Below are 25,518 nucleotides of genomic sequence, written 5' to 3' on the forward strand. Positions count from 1 at the left end.
CGTGCTCGACGGGGGAATCACTGATGGCGTACGCACCTGGGCGGATCCAGCCCGACCGGCCCGAACCCACCGACGGACTCACCGACGGACTCATCGACGGGGCAGGGCAACCGAACTCCGACGCCGAGCAGGCGGCCGGGCCCGGTGAGGTCGGCCCGCTGTCACCGGCCGAGCAGGAGTTGCTGCGATCCCTGGTCGCCGACGGCTGGGAGCTTCCGGTCGCGCTGACCGGGCAGCGCCGGCGGGTCGCGCAGGTCGCGCCCGCGCTGTATCCGCTCGCGGTCGCCGCGCACCGCGCCCGCCGCCGGGTGCGCTGGCTCACCTCCGGCACGCACTGGGCGCGCGAGCGCGCCGCCGAACCCCTGCCGGTACGGGTGAAGCGGCACAACTCGTTGTTGCTGCGCCAGTTGGGCGAGAGCGAGATGTGGCTGCAGCACAACAAGGTCGCCAACCTCAGGTTGGCAGCGCCCCGGGTGTCCGGACTGTTGATCAGGCCGGGGGAGACGCTGTCGTTCTGCCGTACGGTCGGAAAGGCGACCAGGCGGCGCGGATTCGTCGACGGGATGCTGCTGTCCAACGGCAAGGCGCGCGCGGGCCTGGGCGGCGGCATCTGCCAGCTGGCCAACCTGCTGCACTGGATGTTCCTGCACAGTCCGCTGACCGTCGTCGAACGCTCCGCGCACGGCTGGGACCCGTTCCCCGACAACGGCCGGGTGATTCCGTGGGGCACCGGCTGCGCCGTCTTCTACAACTACGTCGACCTGCAGGTGCGCAACGACACCGACGCGACGTTCCAGGTGCTGACCGGGGTCGGCGACCGCTACCTCGAGGGCGAGCTGCGCGCCGACCGGGAGCTGCCGCACTCCTACTCGGTGTACGCCCAGGACGAGCAGTTCCTGACCCTCGGCGGCCGGCACTTCCGCCGCAACGAGATCTGGCGGTCGGTGATCGACCGGCGTACCGGCAACCGCGTACGCGAGGAACTCCTCAAGCGGAACTTCGCTCTCGCGACCTACGTGCCCAAGGGATTCGAGGCGGGGCAAGCCGGGGCGAAGCGTGAGTGACCCGGTCGCTTTGGGGTCCGCGACCGGCCTCGGGTATTCTGCTTCGCGGCTCACCACCCCGGCGCTTTCGCCGGCTCGGGGCGGAGGGTCGTCCCATGGGGTATGGGGTAATTGGCAGCCCGACTGGTTCTGGTCCAGTTAGTCTAGGTTCGAGTCCTAGTACCCCAGCGAGTGAGTTGATGAGGCTCTTGCTAGAGTTCAGCTCGCTTCTTCGAAGGCCCCGTTGTGTAGCGGCCTAGCACGCCGCCCTCTCAAGGCGGTAGCGCCGGTTCGAATCCGGTCGGGGCTACAACGCGCGAAGGCCCCCTTCCCAGTCCGGGAAGGGGGCCTTCGCCATTCCTGGCCCTCTGTTCGTACGCCGGGGCCGGCGGCGCGGTCACTCAGCCGCGCGCCGCAGGGCGCACTGCACCCGCGGGGCGGTCACTCAGCCGCGCGCCGCAAGGCCTCCGACAGGCGTTCGGCGGCCGCCATCACCGCCGGGGCGTGCATCCGGCCGGGCTGGCGGGACAGGCGTTCCAGCGGCCCGGACACCGACACGGCCGCGACCACCTTGCCCGAAGGCGAGCGGATCCCCGACGACACCGAGGCCACGCCGGTCTCCCGTTCGCCCACGCTCTGTGCCCAGCCGCGGCGGCGCACGGCGGCCAGCGTGGCGGCGGTGAACTTCGCGCCCTGCAGGCCGCGGTGCATTCGCTCCGGTTCCTCCCAGGCAAGCAGGATCTGTGCCGCGGAGCCCGCCTGCATGGTCAGCTGGGTGCCCACCGGGATGCTGTCGCGCAGCCCCGTCGGCCGGTCGGCGGCGGCGACGCAGACGCGCCCCTCTCCCTGCCGGCGGAACAGTTGTGCGGACTCCCCGGTGATGTCGCGGAGCCGGGCCAGGACGGGCCCGGCGGCGGCCAGCAGGCGGTCCTCGCCGGCGGCCGCGGCGAGCTCGCCGAGCCGGGGGCCGAGGATGAACCGGCCCTGCATGTCCCGGGCGACCAGCCGGTGGTGCTCCAGGGCCACCGCCAGGCGGTGTGCGGTGGGCCTGGCGAGCCCGGTGACCTGGACCAGGCCGGCCAGGGTCGCGGGACCGGCTTCCAGAGCCCCGAGTACGAGCGCGGCCTTGTCAAGTACGCCGACTCCGCTAGAGTTGTCCATGACTCGATATTGCAGTCTCGAATTCCGAGACGCAAGTCCAGGAGTCCAAATCGGCCGTCGCTCCGGCCCGGTGACCGAGGAGACGGACCGCGGAGCGTCCGCGACATCACTTCACGAAAGCATTCACACACCAGGAGGCAGCAGCATGGGGACCACCCTTGCGGAGAAGTTGTGGGAGGAGCACGTCGTACGTCGTGGCGAGGGTGAGCCCGACCTCCTCTACATCGACCTCCACCTGGTCCACGAAGTCACCAGCCCGCAGGCGTTCGACGGGCTGCGGCTCGAGGGCCGGCCGGTCCGGCGTCCCGACCTCACGATCGCCACCGAGGACCACAACGTACCCACGATCGACGTCGACAAGCCGATCGCCGACCCGGTGTCGCGTACGCAGGTGGAAACCCTGCGGCGCAACTGCGAGGAGTTCGGCATCCGGCTGCACCCGCTCGGTGACGCCGAGCAGGGCATCGTGCACGTCGTCGGCCCGCAGCTGGGGCTCACCCAGCCCGGCACCACGGTGGTGTGCGGCGACTCGCACACCTCGACCCACGGTGCGTTCGGCGCGCTGGCGTTCGGGATCGGCACCAGCGAGGTCGAGCACGTGCTCGCCACCCAGACGCTGCCGCAGAGCCGGCCGAAGACGATGGCGGTCACCGTCGACGGTCAGCTGGCCGAGGGCGTCACGCCGAAGGACCTCGTGCTCGCGTTGATCGCGAAGGTCGGCACCGGCGGCGGTCAGGGCCACGTCGTGGAGTACCGCGGCGAGGCGTTCCGCACGATGTCGATGGAAGGCCGGATGACGGTCTGCAACATGTCCATCGAGTGGGGTGCCAAGGCCGGCCTGGTGGCCCCCGACGAGACCACGTTCGCCTACCTGGAAGGGCGTCCGCACGCGCCGAAGGGCGCGGACTGGGATGCCGCGGTGGCCTACTGGCAGACGCTGCGCACCGACGACGACGCGGTCTTCGACCGCGAGGTGACGCTGGACGCCGGCTCGATCACGCCCTTCGTGACCTGGGGAACCAACCCCGGCCAGGGCGTTCCGCTCGGCGCGAGCGTCCCGCACCCCACCGACTTCGACGACCCCGACGCGCGGCGTTCGGCCGAGCGTGCGCTGGAGTACATGGGCCTTCGGGCCGGTACGCCGATGCGCGACATCGCCGTGGACACGGTGTTCCTCGGCTCGTGCACCAACGGCCGGATCGAGGACCTGCGCGCGGCCGCGGCCGTGGTGCGCGGACGCTCGGTGGCCGAAGGCGTACGCATGTTGGTGGTTCCGGGCTCGGGCCGGGTTCGGCTGCAGGCCGAGGACGAGGGCCTGGACGTGATCTTCAAGGAGGCCGGGGCCGAGTGGCGTGGCGCCGGATGCTCGATGTGTCTCGGGATGAACCCTGACCAGCTGACACCGGGGGAGCGCAGCGCCTCGACCTCCAACCGCAACTTCGAAGGCAGGCAGGGCAAGGGTGGCCGTACGCACCTCGTGTCCCCGTTGGTGGCCGCCGCGACCGCGGTTTCCGGCCGCCTCGCCGCACCCGCCGACCTGCCGTCCGTCACCGCCTGAACCCGGGAGCACACCATGGACAAGTTCACCTTGCACAGCGGCAAGGCGCTTCCCCTGCGCCGGGCCAACGTGGACACCGACCAGATCATCCCCGCCGTCTACCTGAAGCGGGTCACCCGCACCGGCTTCGGAGACGGCCTGTTCGCCGCGTGGCGCGGCGACCCCGACTTCGTACTCAACCGGCCCGAACACCAGGGCGCCTCGATCCTGGTCGCCGGCCCCGACTTCGGCACCGGATCCTCGCGTGAGCACGCCGTCTGGGCGCTGCAGGACGCGGGCTTCCAGGTCGTGCTGTCCTCCCGCTTCGGCGACATCTTCCGTGGCAACTCGGGCAAGGCCGGCCTGCTGGCAGCCCTGGTGGACCAGAAGGTGATCGAACGCCTGTGGGCGTTGCTGGAGGAGGCGCCGGAGACCAAGGTGTCGGTCGACCTGGAACACCGGCTGGTGCTCGCGGGCTCGGGTCCGGACGCGATCCGGGAGACCTTCGACCTCGACGACTACACCCGCTGGCGGTTGCTGGAGGGACTGGACGACATCGGGCTCACGCTCTCCCACGTCACCGAGATCGACGCCTACGAAGCCCGTCGGCCCACCCACAAGCCGACCACGCTGCCGGTGCTCGCGTGACGTAGAACACCTTCCCCCGGGGGCGAAACCGACCCGCACCACGGTGCCGCGACCCCTTCTGGGAACGCTTCCAGCCCGGTGCGGAGCCGCGAAACCGGCTCCGCACCGGGCTTCTTCGTGCAGTCGTGCGCGACATGCCGGGTGCGACACGCCGAAGCGAGTGAAGTCTTCGCTGACTTTTTTTCAGATTTTCTCGACGTCCCGAACGTCGGCCGGGAACCGGTGCCGGCGCCCTTGCACGGTGGGGATCCCGGACCGTCCACCCTGGTTGACGATCTTGCTCGCCGAGGCCGCGACCTCGGCGACGGCGGCCGTCACGACGGCGGTTCCTCCGGCCGGGCCGCCGGCCTGCGCCGCACCGCCGGAGATCCGTGAGTACGCCAGACCCCAATCGTGCAAGGGGTTTTCGCTGTCGATTCGACCGCGCCACCCGGACCGGGAGGTGCACCCGTCGCCGGTGCGAGACGCTGTCGAGGGGGCGGGCGGGGGGCCAGAGCCGAGGCCGCATCCCCAACCAGAGCAGGGGACCGGCGGCCCGTCGAGGCGGCTCCCGACCCGTCCGGACAGTCGGTTCGGGTGGGCTTCGGGTATGCATTGAACACGCGCGAACGGGGCAGTATCCCCGTCGACATTGGGAACCGGTGGCGACGGTGACGGAGGAACGGCGCTACATTCCCTAACGTGCGCAAGAACCGAGCGCAGGCTCGTATCAATCCCGTTCACGGAGGGAAACAGTGAACAAGTCCCAGCTGGTCGAGGTGCTCGCTTCGCGCTTCGACGACAACAAGAAGGATGCGCAGCACGCGCTCGAGTCCGTGATCGACACGATCACTCGTGCTGTGGCGTCCGGAGAAAAGGTGGCGATCACCGGCTTCGGCGCGTTCGAGAAGATCGACCGCCCGGCCCGGATGGTCCGCAACCCCCGCACGGGCGAGCGTAAGCGCGCCAAGAAGACGTCGGTGCCGAAGTTCCGCGCTGGTGCGGAGCTGAAGGCCGTCGTCTCCGGTGCCAAGAAGCTGCCGAAGCTCGCCGCGGCCAAGAAGACCACGACGACCGGTCGCGCGGCCACCAAGACCGCCGCCACGAAGACCGCCGCCACCAAGTCCGCGGCCAGCAAGGTCGCCGCCACCAAGGCGCCGGCCAAGAAGACCGCGGCCAAGAAGGCGACGACGGGGCGCGCCACCAAGGCGACGACCGCCAAGAAGACCGCGGCCAAGAAGACCACGGGCACGGCGGCCAAGAAGGCCACGGCGACGAAGAAGGCCACCACCAAGCGGACTCCGGCCAAGCGCACCGCCAAGCGCTGACGGCGTTCCACCGGTCACCGACCGGACCATGCAGGACGTAAGCGAAGGGCCGATCCCCTCGGGGCTCGGCCCTTCGCTTGTGTCCGCTCGTGATCAGTACCCGGCAGGTCGGCACGCCGGCTCAGTACGGCAGTTCAGTACGGGAGCTCAGTACGGCAGCGTGTAGATGTGCAGTGAACTCACCCGGGTCCCCGGCTCGTCCGGGGTCGTCAACTCCACCTGGACTCGTTGCCCGATCCGCAGCCCGCGAAGGCCGGCGGGCAGGGCGGTGGCGTCGTACGGCAACTCGACTCCGTCGTCGGCCAGTACAGTGCCCGCACGAGAGCTCGGGTCGAAGGTTCGCACCGTCGCCTGCATGACCCGCAGCCTAGGGCATTCGCCGCGGGCGGGGCGTCCACTCGGCACGACGTCGCCGGGTCTCTCGAGATGCCGGGTGACCCTCAGGAAGTTCCGGTCTCCGCCACCGGGTCGCCACGCCGGGCCATCGCCGCGAGGGCTGCCCGGGTCCGCGGTCCGACGCCCAGATCCCTGGCCTGGTGGAGATCCGCGCCGGTGTCGACGTCGCGGCGTACGGACGTGATCGGCACCGGCGTCAGCTCGACCGCGCCGGCGTCCAGGTGTGCCCGGCGCGACGGTCCGCCGAACCTCGGCGCGAAGTCCACGCCCGGCGCCGTGCAGTACAGCGTCGTGCCCACACCCGCGGCGTCCGGGACGAACGACGTCGGCCAGGCCGTCGCGGCGTCGAGTGCCGTCGTCAGCTCGTTCGGCCGCAGGGCAGGAAGATCGGCGAGCATGGCGGCCACGGCGCCGTCGGGGCGGCGCGAACGCGCCAGCCGGGCACCGTGCTGCAGTGCGGCGTTCAGCCCGGCGGCGGGTTCGTCGGTGACGGCGACCGCACCGACCCCGGCCAGCACCGCGGCGAACTCCTGGTCGGGAGTGATCGCCAGCAGCTCGACCACCCGTGGGCACGCGAGAGCAGCGGTGATGGTGTCGATCGCCATCGCCTGTGCGAGTTCGGTGCGATGCCCACCGGCGAACGGTGCGAGCCGGGACTTTCCGACCGCCGCGGGTTTCACGGGCACCACCAGGCTCCAGCCGATGGAACCGGCCGGAGCCACGGGACGTTCTTGCGTTGACATCGCCCCGATCCTCTCAGCCTCGGGCAAGCGACCCCGACCCGCCGGTCGACACCGGTTGCCGCGTACCTCACACTTTGGCAAGCGGCGCGGCCAGTGGGCCTGCGGCCGGCGTCAGCTCAGCTCCCTCACGTTGGTGAGGATCGACGAGGAGGACAGCGTGCCCCTGCCCCGCACCGGTCGGGCCTACGACATCGCCGTCGGCGCAATTCGGCCAGCCATGGCGACTTTCACCAGGCGTGACTGGCGAGGTGGCGAGCACATACCACGCGAGGGTGGTTTCATCGCGGTCACCAACCATCTGTCCTACTTCGACCCGATCGCGCTCGGGCACTTCCTGCACGAGCAGGGACGCGCGGTTCGCTTCCTGGCCAAGGCAAGCCTGTTCGACATTCCGGTGGTCGGCAGGTTCCTGCGGTCGGCGGGTCAGATCCCGGTGCACCGGGAGAAGCGCACCGCGGGCGACGCGCTCAAGGAAGCCTGCCAGGCAGTCGATCGCGGCGAGTGCGTCGTGGTCTACCCCGAGGGAACGATCACCCGCGACCCCGACCTGTGGCCGATGGTCGGCAAGACGGGTGCGGTCCGGATCGCCTTGCGTACTGGATGTGAGATCGTTCCCATCGCACAGTGGGGTGCGCAGGACGTGTTGCTCCCGTACGCCAAGATTCCCCGGTTGCTGCCCCGCAAGACGATGCGGATGCAGGCCGGACCGGCGTTCGACCTGTCGGCCTACCGCGACGTCCCGTTCACTCCGTCGCTGTTGAAGAAGGCCACGAACGAACTCATGGACGTGCTCACCCGGATGGTGGCGGGTCTGCGGCACGAGTCCCCGCCGGCCGTGCGGTTCGATCCGGGCAAGACCGGCCTGCCCAGCATCGGCAACCCGTACAAGCGGCGGGCGTAGGGCTGGTCCTTCGCATGACCGGGGCGGCGGTCCTCGGCGCCGGCTCCTGGGGCACGGCGTTCGCGCTGGTGCTCGCCGACGCGGGCGCGACGGTCGGCCTGTGGGCCCGGCGGCGGGCGCTCGCCGACGCGATGACGGAGCGGCGGGAGAACCCCGACTACCTGCCCGGGGTGCGGTTGCCGGCGGCGGTGACCGCGACCGCGGACGTCGAGACCGCGTTGGCCGGAACGCGCTACGTGTTCCTCGCCGTACCCGCGCAGGAGTTGCGTTCCCACCTGGTCCGGTGGGCGCCGCTGGTCCCCGCCGACGCCGTGCTGGTCAGTTTGGCCAAGGGTGTCGAACTCCACTCCGGCAAGCGGATGAGCGAGGTGATCGCCGAGGCGGCCGGGGTTCGGCCCGAGCGGGTCGCCGTCGTCACCGGTCCCAACCTCGCCCGCGAGGTGGCCGAACGACAGCCGGCGGCGAGCGTCGTCGCGTCCGTGGACGCCGGCGTGGCGAGGCGACTGCAGCGGGTGTGCCACTCACCGGCGTTCCGGCCGTACACCAACGCCGACGTGGTGGGGTGCGAACTCGCGGGCGCGGCGAAGAACGTCATCGCGCTCGCGGTCGGAATCGCCGTGGGGCTGGGGTTCGGCGACAACACCAGGGCGTCGCTCATCACCCGCGGACTGGCCGAGGTGACCCGGCTCGGTGTGGCCCTGGGCGCGGACCCGCACACGTTCGCGGGACTGGCCGGGCTGGGCGACCTGGTGGCCACCTGCTCGTCCCCGCTGTCGCGCAACCGTCAGCTCGGCACGGCCCTGGGGGAGGGGCGCACGGTCGCCGAGGCCGGCGCCGGCAGCCGGCAGGTCGCCGAGGGCGTACGTACCTGCGCGGCGATCCTCGAGCTCGCCGGCCGGCACCGGGTGGAGATGCCGGTCGCCGAGCACGTGACCCGGGTCGTCCGCGGCGAGCTGTCGCCCTCGCACCTGATCGCCAGCCTGGTCAGCCGCGGCGCGAAGCCCGAACGCCACGGCTGGTGACGCTCAGCCGGCGTCGGCGTCGGCGCCGGCATCGCCACCGACGGCCGACAGGGCCGCGGACAGGTCGGCCCACAGGTCCTCGACGTCCTCGACACCGACGCTGAGCCGCACCAGGTTGTCGGGAATCGTGGCGCTCTCACCCGGCCACCGGCGCCGGCGTTCCAGGGTCGACTCGACCCCGCCGAGGCTGGTCGCGCGCACCCACAGCCTGGTCGCCGTCGTGAGCGCCTCGGCGGCCTCGGCGCCGCCGCGTACCTCCACCGCCACGACGGCGCCGTACGCGGACATCTGTGCGGTCGCACGGGCGTGGCCGGGATCGTCGCGCAGCCCGGGATACCGCACTCTGTCCACCGCCGGGTGCTGGGCCAGCCGGTGCGCCAGGACGGCGGCGTTGGCGCACGCGCGCTCGACCCGCAGGGGCAGGGTGCGCAGGCCGCGCAGGGCCAGCCAGGTCTCGAACGCCCCCGGTGTCGCGCCGAGCTTGCGGCGCCGGGAGTCCAGCAGGTCGTGCAGCTCGTTCCCGCGTTCGGTCGGCGCGGTCACCAGCGCGCCGAGCACGAGGTCGCTGTGGCCGGCGAGGTACTTCGTCGCCGAGTGCAGCACGACGTCCGCGCCGTACTCCAGCGGGCGCTGCAGCATCGGGGTCGCGAACGTGTTGTCGACCACCACGGCCGCGCCGGCCTCCCGTGCGCCCGCGCACAGGGCGGGCAGGTCGGCGACCTCCAGCGCGGGGTTGGTGGGTGACTCCAGGATCACCAGGTCGGCGCCGGGCAGCAGTGCCAGCGTGCCCTCGGTGTCGGCGATGTCGACCAGCGGCGCCGCGCTGAGCCGTCCGGACTCCACCAGGTCGGCCAGCTGCCCGACGGTGCCGAGGTAGGCGTGCCGGGGCGCGACCACCACCCCACCGACCGGAACCAGGTCGAGGATCGTGGCGACCGCCGCCAGGCCCGAGGGGAAGGCCAGCGCCCGGCCGCCCTCCAGGGCGCCCAGCACCTCCTCGAACGCCGTCCAGGTGGGGTTGGCGTACCGGCCGTACTCCAGGTCCCCGCCGGCGACGTAGGTGGAGGCGAGCACCAGCGGCGGGTTCAGCGGCTGGTCCGGGTCGTGCGGTGGCCGGCCGGCGGTGACCGCCACCGTGTCCAGGCCGAGTGCGGGCGCGCCCGGCGAGTGTGACGGCGACTGTTCCGGCGACTGCGCCATCGGCGTGGACTGTGACTGGGCCGGAGGCTGCTCCGGCGCGGCGTGCTCCTCGAAGTCGGACATACACCGATTCTTCCCGAGTCGCACCCGAGCTGACCGGTCAGCGGCCGATGTCGGCGACCGGTAGGGTCAGGCCGGTGAGTGAGTACGAGCGGGGTCCGCAGGCGGGTGAAGACCCGTCCGCGCGGACCGGACGCAAGCCCCGGGTGGCCGTCGTCTTCGGTGGCCGCAGTTCCGAGCATGCCGTGTCGTGCGCGACCGCCGGCAGCGTGTTGCGGGCACTGGACCGGGAGCGTTACGACGTCATCCCCGTCGGTATCACCGTCGACGGCCGCTGGGTGCTGGAGAAGGACGACCCGGAGCGGCTCGCGATCGGTGCGGGCCGGCTGCCCGAGGTCGACGAGAAGGGCACCGCGGTGGTGCTCGCCAACGACCGCGGCGGCGAGCTGGTCTCGCTCGACCCGGCGACGGTGCCCGGCACCCTCGGTGAGGTCGACGTCGTCTTTCCGCTGCTGCACGGGCCGTTCGGTGAGGACGGCACGCTCCAGGGCCTGCTGGAGATGGCCGACGTCCGCTACGTCGGCGCCGGTGTGCTCGCCAGCGCGGTCGCCATGGACAAGCACTTCGCCAAGCTCGTCTTCTCCGGCCAGGGCTTCCCGGTGGTGCCCTACACCCTGCTGAAGCCCGGTGCCTGGGCGGCCGACCGGTCCGCGTGCGAGGAGGCGGTCGCCTCCCTCGGCTACCCGGTCTTCGTCAAGCCCACCCGCGGCGGTTCGAGCATCGGCATCACCAAGGTGAGCCGGCCGCAGGACCTCGGCGAGGCGGTGGAGAAGGCCGCGGCGCATGACCCCAAGGTGCTCGTGGAGGCCGCGGTCGAGGGTGCCCGGGAGATCGAGTGCGGTGTGCTGGAGAGCCTCGACGGCGGGCCCCCGCGGGCCAGCGCGGTCGCGGAGATCCGGTACGGCACGGAGTACGAGTTCTACGACTTCGAGGCGAAGTACCTCGACGACGAGCGGCACGTCGACCTGGCGCTGCCGGCGTCCCTGGACGAGAAGTCCACCCGGCAGGTGCAGGAGATCGCGGTGCGGGCGTTCGAGGCGCTGGGCGCCGAGGGCCTGGCCCGGGTCGACTTCTTCCTCCGCAACGACGGCACCCTCCTGCTGAACGAGATCAACACGATGCCGGGGTTCACTCCGTACTCCATGTTCCCGCGGATGTGGGCCGCCAGCGGAGTCGACTACGCCGCCCTGTGCGACCACCTGATCCAGCTCGCCCTGCGCAGACCGACCGGCCTGCGCTGACTCGTGAGCCGCCGGCCCGGCGGCTCGCCGACGGGTTCGGTTCGCCCGGGACGTACGCAGCGCCTGGGCGGGCCCGGAGGACGGGGGGTCCTCTGACGCACGGCCACCGCGTCGGGGGACCCCTGCGGTGCGCTCCGAGGGGAGCGGACCGCAGGGCTCGGTCGATGAGACGTCAGACGCAGGGCGTACGCACGGGGACGGCCTGCCGGACCGCCGCCGCGACGTCCACCAGTGCGTTCGACGGCGGTTGGTACGCCGAGGGCACCGACAGCTCGACGTAGGCGTCCCGGCCGATGGTGGTGAAGATGTAGCCGCGGGTGGCGCGTTCGGAGAACCACCCCACGTGGTCGATCGCCAGGCAGTCCGAGGAGGTCCGCAGCTTCGCCGGCCGGTGCACGCCGCAGCGCAGCAGGATGGGCGGGTCCCCCCATGCCGCGGCGTTGGCGGAGGCCGGCTGCACCACCCGCGCGGACTCGCCGAGCACCTGCGCGGGCAGCGCGGCGAAGAGCCTTCGGCAGGCGGCCTCGGCGGCACCGGTCGGATGGGGCGGCTCGACGCGTACCGTCGGCTCGCCGCAGCCCGCCGCGAACACCCCGAGCGCGGCGAGCGCGAGGGACGCGGCGAGCAACCGGGACGGTGGCCGGGTCAGATGTGGACCACCGGGCAGGTGAGGGTCCGGGTGATGCCGTTGATCCCCTGCACCTGGGCGACGACGAGCCGGCCGAGCTCGTCGACGTTGTGGGCCTCGGCCCGGACGATCACGTCGTACGGACCGGTGACGTCCTCGGCGAGGGTGACGCCGGTGATGTGCGAGATCTCCTCGGCGACCTCGGCCGCCCTTCCGACCTCGGTCTGGATGAGGATGTAGGCCTGAACCATCGATACGTCCTCTCGGGCTGGAGGGCCTCACCTCGCGGTCGTTCGCACGATCGTCTCGGTGGTGATGCTCCAAGGTCGGTCAAGTGAGTGAGCACGGTATCGCGAGGTGGGCGTTCCGCGCGCCCCCACCCTGCAAGCCGTCGGCCAGCGGGCCTCGCGGCGACGGCGCTCGGCGGCAAACCTGAGGGATGTTTCAGACGCTACCCCGGTCCGGGCCGTCGGCAAGGGTGCCCGGCGAGGTGCGTACGGGTGCCCGCATAGGTGCTCGGGCGGGTGCCCGGCGAAGGTGCACCGTGCCGGTTCCCTCCTGGGTGGGACACGGCACGATGAGGGCTGACATCAACGACGCGAGGTCAGGAGCGGCGCAGGTGACGCAGATCAGGGGAACTCAGGCGGGCTCTCGACGGTCGGACGGCGGCGAGGGTACCGGCGGCAGTGTGGCGGAGCTGGGGGAGTTCGGGCTCATCGCCGCGATGAGCGCACGCCTGCCGACCGGCCCGGACGTCCTGCTCGGCCCCGGTGACGACGCGGCCGTGATCTCGGTTCCGGACAACCGCGTGGTCGCCACCACCGACATGCTGGTCGAGGGCCGGCACTTCCGCCGCGACTGGTCGCCGGCGTACGACGTGGGCCGCAAGGCGGCGGCCCAGAACCTCGCCGACGTCGCCGCCATGGGGGCCGTCCCCACCGCGTTGCTGGTGAGCTTCGGGGCGCCGCCGGACCTGCCGGCGCAGTGGGCGCTGGAGTTCGCCGACGGGCTCCGGGACGAGACGACGGCGGCGGGGGCGTCGGTGGCCGGCGGGGACGTGGTGGCGTCGGGCCCGATCGTCATCTCGATCACCGCGCTCGGCACCCTTCAGGGACGGGCGCCGCTGACCCGGTCCGGCGCGCGGTCAGGCGACGTGGTCGCCGTGTGCGGGCGGCTCGGCTGGTCCGCGGCGGGGCTCACCGTCCTGGGCCGGGGCTTCCGGTCGCCGCGGGTGGTCGTGGAGGCGCACCGCCGGCCCGAACCCCCGTACGACGCGGGCCCGGAGGCGGCCGCGCTGGGAGCGAGCGCGCTGATCGACGTGAGCGACGGACTGCTCGCCGACCTGGGGCACGTGGCCCGGGCCAGCGGAGTGCGCATCGACGTGGACACCAGCACGCTGGAGGTCGCGGATCCGCTGCGCGCCGTCGCGGCGGCGATCAACGCCGACCCGCTGGCGTTCGTGCTCACCGGCGGCGAGGACCACGCGCTGGCCGCGACGTTCGGACCGGACGTCGAGCTCCCCGAGCGGTGGCAGGTCGTCGGCCGGGTGCTCCCGGCGCAGGAGCGGGGACAGCAGGCCGAGGGGCAGCCCCGGCCGAGCGACGAGCCGCCGGTGACGGTGGACGGCGAGGTGTACGACGGCCCGGCCGGCCACGACCACTTCCGCTGAGGTCCGCCGAGGTCCGCCGAGATCCGCTGAGTTTTCGGGCCGGACACGCCGAGTGGCCGGTCACCCCCGGGAGGGTGACCGGCCACGTCGGTCGATCGGTCTGTGAAGGATCTACCTTCGATCCAGGTTGGGGTACGGCGTGCGCACGTCCCGCGGCAGGTGGGGCGGGGTCAGCGAGTGACCTTGCCCGCCTTCAGGCAGGAGGTGCAGACATTGACCCGCTTCGGAGTGCCGTGGACGGTCGCACGAACCCGCTGGATGTTGGGGTCGAACCGTCGACGGGTGCGCCGCTTCGAGTGCGACACGTTGTTGCCGAATTCGGGCCCCTTGCCACAAACGTCGCAGACGGCAGCCACCGGAGACACTCTCCCGAGCAAGATGAGGACATGGACCGCTGCCCAGCGCACGCCAAAGCGGACCGGGCAACCGGTTGAGAGTATCCGACGTCCACACGAAAGCGCCAACCGGCCCGTCGGGGGTGCCGCCCGCTAGCCTCGACGGCAACGACCGTGGAGGTGTGATGGCAAAGCTCCTGCGGCTTCCGGAGAAGGCCGAGCTGGGCATGCCGTTGTCGGGGTTCGCGAAGGCCGACGTGCTGAAGGCGATGCGCGACCGCCTGGAGCTGGCGACCCTCGGCGACCTGCTGCGACATTACCCCCGGCGCTACGTCCAGCGCGGTGAGCTCACCAACCTCCGCTCCCTCCGGGTGGGCGAGGAGGTCACTGTCCAGGCGGAGATCAAGTCGGTGAACCTCCGCTCGATGAAGACCCGTCGGGGCGACCTCCTCGAGGTCGTGGTGACCGACGGCCATGACGAGCTGAAACTGACGTTCTTCAACCAGCCGTGGCGGGCCAAGGACCTCCACAAGGGCGTGCGCGGGCTGTTCGCCGGAAAGATCGACTCCTACCGCGACACCTTTCAGCTCAGCCATCCGCACTACGTGCTCTTCGGTCAGCAGTCCGACCCCGACTCCGACCCGGACTCGATCGTGGAGGAGTTCGCCGGTGCGCTGATGCCCATCTACCCCTCCACCGCCAAGGCCGCGACCTGGAGCATCGCCCGGGTCGTGCGCAAGGTGCTGGACGCGCTGGGAGAGGTGCCCGACCCGATCCCCGCGCCGGTACGCGAGCGCCGGGGCCTGCTCGGCCTGAAGGAGGCGTTCGAGGCGATTCACCGGCCGGAATCCATGGCCGACGTCGACGCCGCCCGTAAGCGGTTCCGGTTCGAGGAGGCGTTCGTCCTGCAGACCGAGCTGGCCCGCCGCCGGTCGGCCGCCCGGCAGCTGCCCGCGCGTCCCCGGGTCGCCGGCGAGGGCGGGCTGCGCGCGGCGTTCGAGGCCAGGCTGCCGTTCGCGCTCACCGACGGCCAGCGCGCGGTGGGTGCCGACGTCGCGGCCGACCTGGCCCGCGACCACCCGATGCAACGCCTCCTGCAGGGTGAGGTGGGCAGCGGCAAGACGGTCTGCGCGCTGCTGGCGATGCTCACCGTGGTCGACGCCGGTGGCCAGGCCGCGCTGCTCGCGCCCACCGAGGTGCTCGCCCAGCAGCACTATCGTTCGATCACGGCCCTGCTCGGCCCGCTCGCCGAGCGCGGCTTCATCGGCGGCGCCGACGACGGCACCCGGGTGGCGCTGCTGACCGGCGGGCAGGGCACCGCCGCCCGCCGCAAGGCGCTCCTCGAGGCGGCCTCCGGCGAGGCCGGTGTGGTGGTGGGCACGCACGCCCTGCTGGAGGACAAGGTGCAGTTCGCCGACCTCGGGCTGGTGGTGGTCGACGAGCAGCACCGGTTCGGCGTGGAGCAACGCGCCGCGCTCACCGGCAAGGCCGGCGGCACGCCTCCGCACGTGCTGGTGATGACCGCCACCCCGATCCCGCGCACGGTCGCCATGACCGTGTTCGGTGACCTGGAGGTGTCCACGCTCAGCGAGCTGCCGAGCGGACGCGCGCCGATCCAGACCAACGTCGTTCCGCTGGCGGAGAAGCCCGACTGGATCGACCACGCGTGGCGCCGGGTGCGCCAGGAGGTCGACTCCGGGCGGCAGGTGTACGTCGTCTGCCCGCGGATCGGCGACGACGGTGACGGCGGGGACACCAAGCGCCGCGGCGCAGGTGGTCCCGGCGAGGACACCGACCTTTCCGACCTCCCGGCCGACGTCGAGGCGGACGGCACCCGGGAGATGACCGCGGTGGTCGCGCTCGCCGCCGAGCTCGCCGAGGGGCCGCTCGCCGGGCTGCGGGTCGAGCAGCTGCACGGCCGGCAGCCCTCCGACGCCAAGGACGCCGCGATGCGCAGGTTCGCCGCGGGCGAGATCGACGTCCTGGTCGCGACCACGGTGATCGAGGTCGGCGTCGACGTACCCAACGCCTCCACGATGGTGGTGATGGACGCCGACTGGTTCGGGGTCTCCCAGCTGCACCAGCTGCGCGGCCGGGTAGGTCGCGGCGGCCACCCCGGGCTGTGCCTGCTGGTGACCGGTGCCGCCGAAGGCTCACCGGCCCGGTCCCGGATGGACGCGGTGGCCTCTACCACCGACGGGTTCGAGCTCAGCCGGATCGACCTCCAGCACCGCCGGGAGGGCGACGTCCTCGGCGCCGACCAGTCCGGGCGCCGGTCGAGCCTGCGGATGCTCGCGGTGATCCGGGACGAGAAGGTGATCGCCCAGGCCCGCACCGACGCCGCGGAGGTGGTCGACGCCGACCCCGGCCTGCGCGGTGAGCCCGCGCTGGCGGAGGCGGTGGCGGCGCTGTACGACGACGACCGAGCCGACTACCTCGAGAAGACCTGAGCCCGGCCCCGCCGGACAGCTCTCCTCGCCAACTGCCGGCCGCCGCCCGCCGGGTGACGGCCTGATCCCGGCGCGGCCCCCTGCGTGCGAGAGGATGGCGAGGATGAGCCGCATCGTCGCAGGAGAGGCCCGTGGGCGCCGGCTGAGCGTGCCCGACGGGAAGGACACCAGGCCGACCTCGGACCGCGTACGCGAGTCGCTGTTCGCCTCGCTCAGCTCCGAGCTGGGCTCGCTGGAGGGTCTGCGGTTCCTCGACCTGTACGCCGGCAGTGGCGCCGTCGGGATCGAGGCGCTCTCCCGCGGTGCGTCCGCGGTCGTGCTGGTCGAGGTGGCCCGCCGGGCCGTCGGGGTGATCCGGGACAACCTCCGCACGGTGGGCCTGCCCGGCGGCAGCCTGCTGGCCGGCCGGGTCGAACGCGTCGTCGGCGGCCCGCCACCGGAGCCGGACGGCTTCGAAGTGGTCTACGTCGACCCGCCGTACTCCCTGCCCGACGCCGCGGTGGTCGCCGTCCTGCGCGACCTCGCCGGCAACGGCTGGCTGGCCCCGGACGCGGTGGTCGTGGTGGAGCGGTCCGCGCGGTCGGCCGCGTTTTCGTGGCCACCCGGGTTTGCCGCCGACCGCATGCGGAAGTACGGCGACACGGCTCTTTGGTACGGTCACGCCGCGGACGGGGAGGGCACCATCGAGGGGTAGCGCGCCCTCGCCGCCGGTGACCGGCGCGGCCGGACAGGTCGGCGAACGGGCCGGCAACAGGCCGGGGGGCCAGGACAGCGAACAGGCAGGGGAGGCGCCAGTGCACCGCGCGGTGTGCCCGGGGTCGTTCGATCCGGTGACCAACGGTCACCTGGACATCATCGTGCGCGCTGCCCGCCTCTTCGACGACCTGGTGGTCGCGGTCGGCGCCAACCCCCGCAAGGCCGGCCTGTTCAGTGTGGACGAGCGGGTCGAGCTGATCCGGGAGGTCACCAAGGACCTCGCCGAGGTACGCGTCGCGGTGTTCGACGGGCTGCTGGTCGACTTCTGCCGCGAGCACGGCATCCAGGCGATCGTGAAGGGGCTGCGGGCCGTCGGCGACTTCGACTACGAGCTGCAGATGGCGCAGATGAACCTCCGCCTCACCGGCGTCGAGACCGTCTTCGTCCCGACCAGTCCCGAGTACTCTTTCCTGTCGTCGAGTCTGGTCAAGGAAGTCGCGACGTACGGTGGCGACGTCTCGGGTCTGGTGCCCGAGCACGTGCTGAGCCGGCTCGTCGCCCGGCTCGGTGACACCCCGGCGCAGGACAGGCCCTAGCCGGCCCGGTTCGGGCCGAGGGCGACGTCGCCCGACTCCCCGCTGCCGACTCGGCAAGGGGCCGCATTCGGAAAGGACACATCGTGGACGTGCAGCACAAGCTCGACGAGCTCCGCCGGATGGTGCAGAGCGCCCGGTCGGTGCCGCTGTCCGCGTCGTGCCTGGTCAACCGGACGGAGTTGCTCGCCGGGTTCGACGAGGCGCAGCGGATGTTCCCGGAGGAGTTCGAGACGGCGCGCAAGGTGGCCGCCGACCGGGACGCGATCGTCGCCGAGGGGCGGGCCGAGGCCGACCGGCTGGTCGAGGAGGCCCGCCGCGAGCGTGCCGAGCTCGTCGAACGCACCGACATCCATCGCGAGGCCCACACCGCCGCCGACGAGCTGACCGCCAAAGCTCAGGAGGAGGCCGACGGGCTGCGCCGTGAGGTCGACGACTACGTCGACGGCAAGCTGGCCGGCTTCGAGATCGCCCTGCAGAAGACGCTGGCCTCGGTGGCCCTCGGCCGGGAGGAGTTGCGTGGCCGCGGCGCGGGCGCCGGCCGGGGTGGCGGCGGCCCGAAGTCGCCGGCGGAGGTCGACGAGTACGTCGAGACCAAGCTCGGCAGGTTCGAGCAGTCCCTACGCAGGACCCTGGACTCGGTGACCCGTGGCCGGGAACGCCTGCGCGACCGCAGCGGCCTCGACGACTCCTTCGCCGGCGGCGACCCGGACGGGCCCCCGCTGCCCGGTGAGCGACCCGACGAGTGACCGACGAGACTCGGGCGAGTGCCCGGCCGGTCCCGGGCGGTCGGTCCGTCCGGATGCGTCCGGGTTCGACCGGGATTCGTCCGGGTCGGCGCCCCGCGTCCCGTACGCTCCCGGCACGGACACGGGGAGCGAGCGACCGGGCCGCGTTGAGTGCACCACCGCCCCTCGGGTACTCTCGATAGCCGGTCTCGATCGAGGCCGAATCCAGCCCTGCGACCCAGAAAGCAAGGACGCCTTGAGCACCGTCGACCCTCAGGCGCCGCTCGTGTTCGACACTCGCGAGCTCGGCCGCCGCCCGGGGGCACAACGTAAGCTCCAGCGTTCGGTGCCCGCACCGGCTGGACTCGGCATCGACGTCCTCGGCGTACCCGAAGGCAGCGACCTCGAGCTCGCACTGCGGCTCGAGTCGGTGGTGGAGGGGGTGCTCGCGTCCGGCACGGCGCGGGTGCTGCTGACCGGTGAGTGCGTGCGGTGCCTGGAGCCACTCGAGCAACCGTTCGACGTGGACTTCCAGGAGCTGTACGTCTTCCCGGAGAGCGAGATCGAGGACGACGAGGCGAGTCGGCTCGAGGGCGACCTGCTCGACCTCGAGCCGGTGGTGCGTGACACGGTTGTGCTCGCGTTGCCGTACCAACCGGTGTGCAGAGACGACTGTCCGGGGCTGTGTCCGCAGTGCGGCGCGCGCCTGGCAGACGACCCTGAGCACCAGCACGAGGCGGCGATCGACCCTCGATGGGCGGCGCTGGCCACGGTCGTGCCGGACGACCAGAACGACACGGACAACGAGGTCGCGGGTTCGCCCCGACGGCCCGAGGTAAAGGAGTAGTGGCGTGGCCGTTCCCAAGCGGAGGGTTTCGCGGAGCAACACCCGCAGCCGGCGGGCGCAGTGGAAGGCGTCGGCCCCGCAGCTGGTCGTCTGCGCCAACCCCGCGTGCCGGGCCTCGCACCTGCCGCACCGTGCGTGCCCGCAGTGTGGGCAGTACGGTCCTCGTGCCGGGCGCCGTCAGGTCATCGACGTCTGAGTTTCGGTCTGAGTCAGTGGATCGCCTCGGGGGGACAGTGGCGTACGCCGAGCTGAACACCAAGCTTGGTCTGGTGCTGGACGACGCGTTGCTCGAACGCGCCCTGACACACCGGTCGTACGCCTACGAGAACGGCGGCCTGCCGACCAACGAGCGCCTGGAGTTCCTGGGCGACGCGGTGCTCGGCCTGGTGATCACCGACGCGTTGTTCCGCACGCATCCCGACCTGTCCGAGGGACAGCTCGCGAAGCTGCGGGCGGCGGTGGTCAACATGCGGGCGCTCGCCGACGTCGCCCGGCGACTGGACCTGGGCAAGTACATCCGTCTCGGCCGCGGTGAGGAGACCACCGGCGGCCGGGACAAGTCGTCGATCCTCGGCGACGCGGTCGAGGCGGTCATCGGCGCGGTCTACCTAGCCGGTGGTTTCCCGCTGGCGCAGGAGTTCGTGCACCGGCTGTTCGACCCGCTGCTGGAGGCGTCGGCCCGGCTGGGCGCCGGTCTGGACTGGAAGACCAGCCTCCAGGAGCTCACGGCACGTGCCTCGCTGGGCGTGCCGGAGTACGTCGTGGAGGAGCGCGGCCCCGACCACGAGAAGGTGTTCACCGCGCACGTCGTGGTCGGTGGCACCGACCACGGCGTCGGCACCGGCCGCAGCAAGAAGGAAGCCGAGCAGCAGGCCGCCGAGGCGGCCTGGACGGCGATCCGCACCATGCTGGGCGAGAGCACCGACGGCTCGGCCGACCAGTCGAGCGGCGGTTCTGCCGACCGGCCCACCGGCGGCGCCGCGGGTGCGGCTCCGGCCTGAGCGAGGGGATCGGGCATGCCGGAGTTGCCCGAGGTCGAGGTCGTCCGCGCGGGCATCGAGAAGCTCGTCGTCGGGCACGCGATCGCCACTGTCGCGGTCGGTCATCCTCGTCCGGTACGCCGGCACCTGGCCGGCCCGCAGGACTTCGCCGACCAGTTGGTCGGGCACCGCGTCGTGGGAGCCCGGCGGCGCGGGAAGTATCTCTGGCTGCCACTGGACAACGGCGACGCCCTGCTGGCCCATCTGGGCATGAGTGGCCAGTTCGTCGTCGTACCCACCGAACACCCGGACGAACCCCATCTGCGGGTCCGGTTCACGTTCACCGACCAGCCGGACTGGGAGTTGCGGTTCGTCGACCAGCGGATGTTCGGCGGCCTGTCGATCAGTCCCGGCGGCGCCGAGCTTCCGGCCGAGATCGTGCACATCGCCCGGGACCCGATCGATCCCGAATTCGCCGACGACGACTTCGTGGCCGCGCTGCGCCGCCGTCGCACCGGTGTCAAGCGCGCCTTGCTCGACCAGCGGCTGATCTCCGGTGTGGGCAACATCTACGCCGACGAGGCGTTGTGGCGGGCGCGCCTGCACTACGCAAGGGCGACCGACACGCTGCGACGAACCGAGGCGCGGACGTTGCTGGCCGAGATCCGCACCGTGATGAACGCCGCTCTCGCTGCCGGCGGAACGTCGTTCGACAGTCTCTACATCAACGTCAACGGCGAAAGCGGTTACTTCGCGCGTTCGCTTTCTGTGTACGGCAGGGAAGGCGAACCCTGTGAACGTTGCGGAAACGCCGTGCGGCGGGATCCCTTCATGAATCGGTCGTCCTTCACCTGCCCGAGGTGTCAGCCCCGTCCGCGTCGCGGTCGCTGGTGACTTCCACCACGTCGGCACATATTTCCGGCGTACGCCGGACAACTGCCGCCGGCGACATGGAAAGTTGTTTTCCCTTGTGTACAAGGGATCTGACCCGAGATTCAGTCCGTCATGAAAGTGATGACACCGCTTCGTCCGTCCTGCGGTCCGGTGGAGATATTGCCGGACAAGTGGGGAGTGCGATCACTTGACTACGGTGGGTCGCGGTGCGGTCACCTTGACGGCATGGCCCTGTGGTGAGATTCTAGAAACACCGCCGCGCTCCCTGCCCCACTTGAGTGCTGCGACATTGCGACCCAAACCTTAGGTCACTCAGCGTGGAGGACCCCCTATGGCGAAAGCGCTCCTCGGCCACGTCGGTGGCCCCGACCCCCGTCTGGTCTCCGAGGTGCGACGTCTGCAAAAGCGAGTATCGGATCTGGAGGCGCATGTCATGCGTCTTCAGGCAGAAAACGACTCTCTCTCCGCAGTGGTGCACGAAGACCAACTGCTCACCATCGACGCCCGGCACGAGCCCGCGTTGACCTGAGGGAGATCCGGTCTCACTGAGTGGACCAGCCTCGAAAGACCGAGATGGAACGGGACGCCTCATCTGAGGCGTCCCGTTTTGTTGTGCCTGGAATGCTTCGGACGAGGTTTTCCCCGCCGCGTCGCGAACGGCTCCGGCGCTCACCACCGGTATCGTCGGGCACAGGTCCCCACCGGCCCGTACGGGCTGTGGACCTCCGCACCCGGACCAGTGCCCAGACCACGCCCAGGCCGGCGCCCCGGACCACCGAGTCCCGGCCCGGCCCCGGAAGCACCGAGGAGAGCGCGCGTTGTACCTCAAGAGCCTGACGCTCCGTGGGTTCAAGTCGTTCGCGTCCTCGACGACCCTGCACTTCGAGCCGGGCATCACCTGCGTGGTCGGCCCGAACGGCTCGGGCAAGAGCAACGTCGTCGATGCGATCGCCTGGGTGATGGGTGAGCAGGGGGTCAAGAGCCTGCGCGGCGGCAAGATGGAGGACGTCATCTTCGCCGGTACGTCCGGGCGGGCCCCGCTGGGCCGGGCCGAGGTGATCCTCACCATCGACAACAGCGACGGCGCCCTGCCGATCGACTACGCCGAGGTCACCATCAGCCGGATGATGTTCCGCAACGGCGGGTCCGAGTACAGCATCAACGGCCGCACGTCCCGGCTCCTCGACGTCCAGGAACTCCTCTCCGACTCCGGCATCGGCCGGGAGATGCACGTCATCGTCGGACAGGGCCGGCTCGACTCGATCCTGCACGCGACGCCGGAGGACCGGCGCGGCTTCGTCGAGGAGGCGGCCGGCGTCCTCAAGCACCGCAAGCGCAAGGAGAAGGCGCTTCGCAAGCTGGACGCCACCGAGGGAAACCTCACCCGGCTGCAGGACCTCCTCACCGAGATCAGGCGCGCCCTGCGGCCGCTGGGCAAGCAGGCCGAGGCCGCCCGCAAGGCGGCGGTGATCCAGGCCGACGCGCGCGATGCCCGGCTGCGGCTGCTCGCCGACGATCTCGGCCAGCTCACCACGACGCTGGCCAAGGAGGTCGCCGACGAGTCCGCGGTCCGCGAGCGCCGGGCCGCCGTCGAGCGCGAGCTGAGCGTCGCGCAGGCGCAGGAGGCCGAGCTGGAGGAGAGCCTGCGGGCGGACGCTCCGCGGGTGGCCCGGGCTCAGGAGACGTGGTACCGCCTGTCCAGCCTGAAGGAGCGGCTGGGCGGCACCGCCGGCCTGGCCGTCGAGCGCAGCCGCCATCTCGCCGAGGCGCGGGAGGAGGAACGCCCCGGCCGCGACCCCGACCAGCTGGAGGAGGAGGCGGCCCGGGTGCGGGCCGAGGAGGAGGCGATCGCCGCCGAGACCGAGTCCCACCGCGAGGCGCTGGACCAGGCGGTCGGGAACCGGCAGGCCTCCGAGCGGGCGCTGGCGGAGGAGGAACGCCGGATCGCCGCGCTGTCCCGCGCCGCCGCGGACCGGCGCGAGGGGCTGGCCCGGCTCACCGGCCAGGTCAACTCCGTACGCAGCCGGCTGGAGGCTCGCGAGGCCGAGGTCGAGCGCCTCACCGCCGCCCGGGCCGAGGCGAGTGCCCGCGCCGAGCAGGCGCAGGAGGAGTTCGTCGGGGTGGAGAGCCAGGTCGCGAGCCTGGACGCCGGGGAGCGTGGCCTGGACGCGGTGTACGAGTCCGCGCAGACCGCCCTGGAGACGCTCGAGGAACAGCTCGTGACGTTGCGCCAGGACCAGCAGGAGGCCGAACGCGAACGCGCTGCCCTGGCCGCCCGCAAGGAGGCGCTGGAGCTGGGCCTGGCCCGCAAGGACGGCGCCGCCGAGCTGCTCGCCGCCACCGAACGCGTGTCCGGCCAGCTCGGCTCGGTCGCCGCCCTGCTGTCGGTGGAGCCCGGCTACGAGGCGGCCGTCGCCGGCGCGCTGGGCCGGGCGGCCGACGCGGTGGCGGTGGAGTCGGTCGACTCGGCCGTGGCCGCGCTGCACCACCTGCGAACCGAGGACCTCGGCCGGGCCGGCTTGCTGGTCGGCGGCGCCGGCCCGGGCGCCGAGGGCGCTCCGTCGGACTGGCCCGCTCTGCCGCCCGGCGCCCGCTACGCCGTCGACGTGGCCAGCGCGCCGGCGCAGGTGCTGCCCGCGCTGGTCCGGCTGCTGGCCAGGGTCGCCGTGGTCGACGACCTCGCCGCGGCCCGGGCGCTGGTCGCCGACCAGCCGGACGTGATGGCGGTGACCCGCGAGGGCGACCTGCTGGGCGCCCACACCGCGTACGGCGGATCGTCGGCCCAGCCCAGCCTGCTGGAGGTCCAGGCCGCCGTCGACGACGCCACCGAGCGGCTGCGCGAGGCGAGCGCACGGGCCGAGCGCCTGCGCGCCGAACGCGCCGAGGCGGAGGAACGCCGCAAGGCCGCCGCGGCCGGTGCGGAGCAGGCCCTCAGCCGGCTGCACGAGTCCGACGCCGAGCTCGCTGCGGTCGCCGAACGCCTGGGCCAGCTCGGCTCGGCGGCCCGGTCGGCGCAGGCGGAGGCCGAGCGGCTCGGCACCGCGATCGAGGAGGCCCGCCAGGCCGTCGTCCGCGACCAGAGCGGGCTGGGTGAGCTGCAGGAGCGGCTGTCCACCGCCGAGGACAGCCCGGACGAGGAACCCTCCACCGACGAGCGCGACCGGCTCGCCGAGGTGTGCCGCGACGGCCGCCAGCGGGAGATGGAGGCCCGGCTCGGGCTGCGTACCGCCGAGGAACGCGGCCGGGCGATGTCCGGCCGCGCCGACTCCCTGGAGCGGGCGGCCCGCGAGGAGCGGGCGGCCCGTGAACGCGCCCGGGTGCGCCGGGAACGCCGCGCCCGTGAGGCGGAGGTCGCCACCGCCGTCCTCGCCGCCGTACGCCAGGTTCTCGCCCGGCTGGAAGGCTCGCTGGCCGCGGCCGGGCGGGAGCGGCAGGAGGCCGAACAGGCCCGCACCGCCCGCGAGGCGCAGATCAACACCGTCCGGCAGAAGGTCCGCGCCCTGGCCGGCGAGCTGGACGAGCTGACCAACTCGGTGCACCGCGACGAGATGGCCCGGGCCGAGCAGCGGCTGCGGATCGAGCAGCTGGAGACCCGCGCCATCGAGGAGCTGGGCGTCGACCCGGAGACCCTCGCCCGCGAGTACGGCCCGGAGGTGCCCGTTCCGCCGTCCCCGCCCGCCCCGGGTGAGGAGGCCGAGGGCGAGCCGCGTCCCTACGACCGGGCCGAGCAGACCAAGCGGCTCAAGGCCGCCGAACGCCAGCTGAACCTCCTGGGCAAGGTCAACCCGCTCGCGCTGGAGGAGTTCGCGGCGATGGAGGAACGCCACACGTTCCTGTCCCGCCAGCTGGAGGACCTCCGCGCCACCCGCAAGGACCTGATGGAGATCGTCCGGGAGGTCGACGAGCGGGTCGAGCAGGTGTTCACCGCGGCCTACCGCGACGTGGAGAAGCAGTTCGAGCAGGTGTTCGACCGGCTCTTTCCGGGCGGCGACGGGCGGCTCGTCCTGACCAACCCCGACGACATGCTCACCACGGGCATCGAGGTCGAGGCCCGCCCGCCGGGCAAGAAGGTCAAGCGCCTCTCGCTGCTGTCCGGCGGCGAACGCTCGCTGGTCGCGGTGGCTTTCCTGGTCGCGTTGTTCAAGGCCCGGCCCAGCCCGTTCTACCTCCTTGACGAGGTGGAGGCGGCGCTGGACGACACCAACCTCGGCCGGCTGCTGGAGATCTACGAGGAGCTACGGGAGAACAGCCAGCTGCTCGTCGTCACCCACCAGAAGCGCACGATGGAGGTCGCGGACGCGCTGTACGGCGTGTCGATGCGCGGCGACGGCGTGTCGGCGGTGATCAGCCAGCGGATGCGGGAGGCGGAGTCCGCGTAGGACCGCCTCGGACAGGCCGTGGGTTCCGTCGGGGCCGGTCGGTGATCTTCGCCGGCGGGT

Annotated in this window: 26 protein-coding genes and 2 tRNA genes; 20 read left to right on the forward strand and 8 right to left on the reverse strand. The window is 72.1% G+C overall.

Translation table 11 applies throughout. From position 1 onward, the window contains the following. Positions 1–23: 23 nt before the first annotated feature. The 3 genes from FHR37_RS05130 (at position 24) to FHR37_RS05140 (ending at position 1,353) form a co-directional block, all read left to right on the forward strand. Positions 24–1,064 carry a VanW family protein gene (locus FHR37_RS05130; RefSeq protein ID WP_175542784.1) on the forward strand — a complete coding sequence of 347 codons (1,041 nt, stop codon included), beginning with the start codon at positions 24–26 and terminating at the stop codon, positions 1,062–1,064. 96 nt (positions 1,065–1,160) lie between these two features. Continuing rightward, a tRNA-Gln gene (locus tag FHR37_RS05135) sits at positions 1,161–1,232 on the forward strand. Between the two features lie 48 nt (positions 1,233–1,280). Further along, a tRNA-Glu gene (locus FHR37_RS05140) sits at positions 1,281–1,353 on the forward strand. Positions 1,354–1,484: 131 nt separating this feature from the next. Here the strand turns inward: FHR37_RS05140 and FHR37_RS05145 are convergent. Beyond that, a complete protein-coding gene (locus tag FHR37_RS05145; protein WP_092656227.1) occupies positions 1,485–2,204 on the reverse strand; it encodes an IclR family transcriptional regulator in 720 nt (239 codons plus the stop codon). A gap of 145 nt (positions 2,205–2,349) precedes the next feature. Here FHR37_RS05145 and leuC point away from each other — a divergent pair, with 145 nt between their 5' ends. Beyond that, the gene (gene leuC / locus FHR37_RS05150; protein WP_092888752.1) at positions 2,350–3,762 is read left to right on the forward strand and encodes a 3-isopropylmalate dehydratase large subunit; all 1,413 of its coding nucleotides are present in this window, start codon (positions 2,350–2,352) and stop codon (positions 3,760–3,762) included. Between the two features lie 15 nt (positions 3,763–3,777). Beyond that, positions 3,778–4,389 carry a 3-isopropylmalate dehydratase small subunit gene (leuD, locus tag FHR37_RS05155; RefSeq protein ID WP_092888755.1) on the forward strand — a complete coding sequence of 204 codons (612 nt, stop codon included), beginning with the start codon at positions 3,778–3,780 and terminating at the stop codon, positions 4,387–4,389. 183 nt (positions 4,390–4,572) lie between these two features. On the opposite strand, the gene FHR37_RS32325 is transcribed toward leuD, so the two are convergent. Continuing rightward, positions 4,573–4,707, reverse strand: coding sequence for a hypothetical protein (locus FHR37_RS32325; RefSeq protein WP_269086104.1), 135 nt, complete (start codon positions 4,705–4,707; stop codon positions 4,573–4,575). A gap of 416 nt (positions 4,708–5,123) precedes the next feature. Between FHR37_RS32325 and FHR37_RS05160 the strand changes: the two genes are divergently transcribed. After that, a complete protein-coding gene (locus FHR37_RS05160) occupies positions 5,124–5,696 on the forward strand; it encodes an HU family DNA-binding protein (protein WP_092888761.1) in 573 nt (190 codons plus the stop codon). Positions 5,697–5,843: 147 nt separating this feature from the next. Here the strand turns inward: FHR37_RS05160 and FHR37_RS05165 are convergent, their stop codons facing one another. After that, positions 5,844–6,053 (reverse strand): hypothetical protein, encoded by a 210-nt coding sequence (locus FHR37_RS05165; protein WP_092888764.1) that lies wholly within the window; start codon positions 6,051–6,053, stop codon positions 5,844–5,846. Between the two features lie 83 nt (positions 6,054–6,136). After that, complete coding sequence (cofC, locus tag FHR37_RS05170) at positions 6,137–6,835, reverse strand: 2-phospho-L-lactate guanylyltransferase (RefSeq protein ID WP_092888767.1); 699 nt, start codon at positions 6,833–6,835, stop codon at positions 6,137–6,139. Positions 6,836–7,052: 217 nt separating this feature from the next. Here cofC and FHR37_RS05175 point away from each other — a divergent pair, with 217 nt between their 5' ends. Both FHR37_RS05175 and FHR37_RS05180 read left to right on the forward strand, forming a co-directional pair. Beyond that, complete coding sequence (locus FHR37_RS05175) at positions 7,053–7,736, forward strand: lysophospholipid acyltransferase family protein (protein WP_202884692.1); 684 nt, start codon at positions 7,053–7,055, stop codon at positions 7,734–7,736. A 14-nt stretch (positions 7,737–7,750) separates the two neighbouring features. After that, positions 7,751–8,758: an NAD(P)H-dependent glycerol-3-phosphate dehydrogenase gene (locus FHR37_RS05180; protein WP_092888770.1), complete on the forward strand. Its 1,008-nt coding sequence runs from the start codon at positions 7,751–7,753 to the stop codon at positions 8,756–8,758. Positions 8,759–8,761: 3 nt separating this feature from the next. Here FHR37_RS05180 and FHR37_RS05185 read toward each other — a convergent pair whose 3' ends face one another. Further along, positions 8,762–10,021: a trans-sulfuration enzyme family protein gene (locus FHR37_RS05185; protein ID WP_237769073.1), complete on the reverse strand. Its 1,260-nt coding sequence runs from the start codon at positions 10,019–10,021 to the stop codon at positions 8,762–8,764. 74 nt (positions 10,022–10,095) lie between these two features. On the opposite strand from FHR37_RS05185, the gene FHR37_RS05190 reads away from it, so the two are divergent. Then, entirely contained in the window at positions 10,096–11,259 is a 1,164-nt protein-coding gene (locus FHR37_RS05190) for a D-alanine--D-alanine ligase family protein (RefSeq protein WP_237769074.1), read from the forward strand. A gap of 172 nt (positions 11,260–11,431) precedes the next feature. Here FHR37_RS05190 and FHR37_RS05195 read toward each other — a convergent pair whose 3' ends face one another. Together FHR37_RS05195 and FHR37_RS05200 are read right to left on the reverse strand one after the other, a co-directional pair. Further along, the gene (locus FHR37_RS05195; protein WP_202884481.1) at positions 11,432–11,887 is read right to left on the reverse strand and encodes a DUF3515 domain-containing protein; all 456 of its coding nucleotides are present in this window, start codon (positions 11,885–11,887) and stop codon (positions 11,432–11,434) included. A 17-nt stretch (positions 11,888–11,904) separates the two neighbouring features. Next, complete coding sequence (locus FHR37_RS05200) at positions 11,905–12,138, reverse strand: Lrp/AsnC ligand binding domain-containing protein (RefSeq protein WP_092656218.1); 234 nt, start codon at positions 12,136–12,138, stop codon at positions 11,905–11,907. Between the two features lie 326 nt (positions 12,139–12,464). Between FHR37_RS05200 and FHR37_RS05205 the strand changes: the two genes are divergently transcribed. Continuing rightward, positions 12,465–13,556: a thiamine-phosphate kinase gene (locus FHR37_RS05205; RefSeq protein WP_092888887.1), complete on the forward strand. Its 1,092-nt coding sequence runs from the start codon at positions 12,465–12,467 to the stop codon at positions 13,554–13,556. A 170-nt stretch (positions 13,557–13,726) separates the two neighbouring features. Here FHR37_RS05205 and rpmB read toward each other — a convergent pair whose 3' ends face one another. Beyond that, the gene (rpmB, locus tag FHR37_RS05210) at positions 13,727–13,912 is read right to left on the reverse strand and encodes a 50S ribosomal protein L28 (RefSeq protein WP_092888776.1); all 186 of its coding nucleotides are present in this window, start codon (positions 13,910–13,912) and stop codon (positions 13,727–13,729) included. A gap of 164 nt (positions 13,913–14,076) precedes the next feature. On the opposite strand from rpmB, the gene recG reads away from it, so the two are divergent. From recG to smc, 10 genes are all read left to right on the forward strand, one after another. Next, positions 14,077–16,341 carry an ATP-dependent DNA helicase RecG gene (gene recG / locus FHR37_RS05215; RefSeq protein WP_202818360.1) on the forward strand — a complete coding sequence of 755 codons (2,265 nt, stop codon included), beginning with the start codon at positions 14,077–14,079 and terminating at the stop codon, positions 16,339–16,341. A gap of 103 nt (positions 16,342–16,444) precedes the next feature. Next, positions 16,445–17,035, forward strand: coding sequence for a 16S rRNA (guanine(966)-N(2))-methyltransferase RsmD (gene rsmD / locus FHR37_RS05220; RefSeq protein WP_092888779.1), 591 nt, complete (start codon positions 16,445–16,447; stop codon positions 17,033–17,035). Positions 17,036–17,135: 100 nt separating this feature from the next. Beyond that, positions 17,136–17,633 (forward strand): pantetheine-phosphate adenylyltransferase, encoded by a 498-nt coding sequence (coaD, locus tag FHR37_RS05225; protein ID WP_092888892.1) that lies wholly within the window; start codon positions 17,136–17,138, stop codon positions 17,631–17,633. 83 nt (positions 17,634–17,716) lie between these two features. After that, on the forward strand, positions 17,717–18,379 hold the full coding sequence (locus tag FHR37_RS05230) for a hypothetical protein (RefSeq protein WP_092888782.1): 663 nt from the start codon (positions 17,717–17,719) through the stop codon (positions 18,377–18,379). A gap of 235 nt (positions 18,380–18,614) precedes the next feature. Continuing rightward, the gene (locus tag FHR37_RS05235) at positions 18,615–19,205 is read left to right on the forward strand and encodes a YceD family protein (RefSeq protein WP_202884482.1); all 591 of its coding nucleotides are present in this window, start codon (positions 18,615–18,617) and stop codon (positions 19,203–19,205) included. 4 nt (positions 19,206–19,209) lie between these two features. Further along, complete coding sequence (rpmF, locus tag FHR37_RS05240; RefSeq protein WP_092888785.1) at positions 19,210–19,401, forward strand: 50S ribosomal protein L32; 192 nt, start codon at positions 19,210–19,212, stop codon at positions 19,399–19,401. A gap of 16 nt (positions 19,402–19,417) precedes the next feature. Beyond that, entirely contained in the window at positions 19,418–20,206 is a 789-nt protein-coding gene (rnc, locus tag FHR37_RS05245) for a ribonuclease III (RefSeq protein ID WP_092888788.1), read from the forward strand. A 15-nt stretch (positions 20,207–20,221) separates the two neighbouring features. Continuing rightward, entirely contained in the window at positions 20,222–21,079 is an 858-nt protein-coding gene (gene mutM, locus FHR37_RS05250; RefSeq protein ID WP_092888791.1) for a bifunctional DNA-formamidopyrimidine glycosylase/DNA-(apurinic or apyrimidinic site) lyase, read from the forward strand. Positions 21,080–21,410: 331 nt separating this feature from the next. After that, the gene (locus tag FHR37_RS05255) at positions 21,411–21,608 is read left to right on the forward strand and encodes a hypothetical protein (RefSeq protein WP_092888794.1); all 198 of its coding nucleotides are present in this window, start codon (positions 21,411–21,413) and stop codon (positions 21,606–21,608) included. Positions 21,609–21,897: 289 nt separating this feature from the next. Further along, the gene (smc, locus tag FHR37_RS05260; RefSeq protein ID WP_092888797.1) at positions 21,898–25,458 is read left to right on the forward strand and encodes a chromosome segregation protein SMC; all 3,561 of its coding nucleotides are present in this window, start codon (positions 21,898–21,900) and stop codon (positions 25,456–25,458) included. Positions 25,459–25,518 lie beyond the last annotated feature (60 nt).

This window comes from Actinopolymorpha cephalotaxi (assembly GCF_013408535.1).
Classification (GTDB): Bacteria; Actinomycetota; Actinomycetes; order Propionibacteriales; family Actinopolymorphaceae; genus Actinopolymorpha; species Actinopolymorpha cephalotaxi.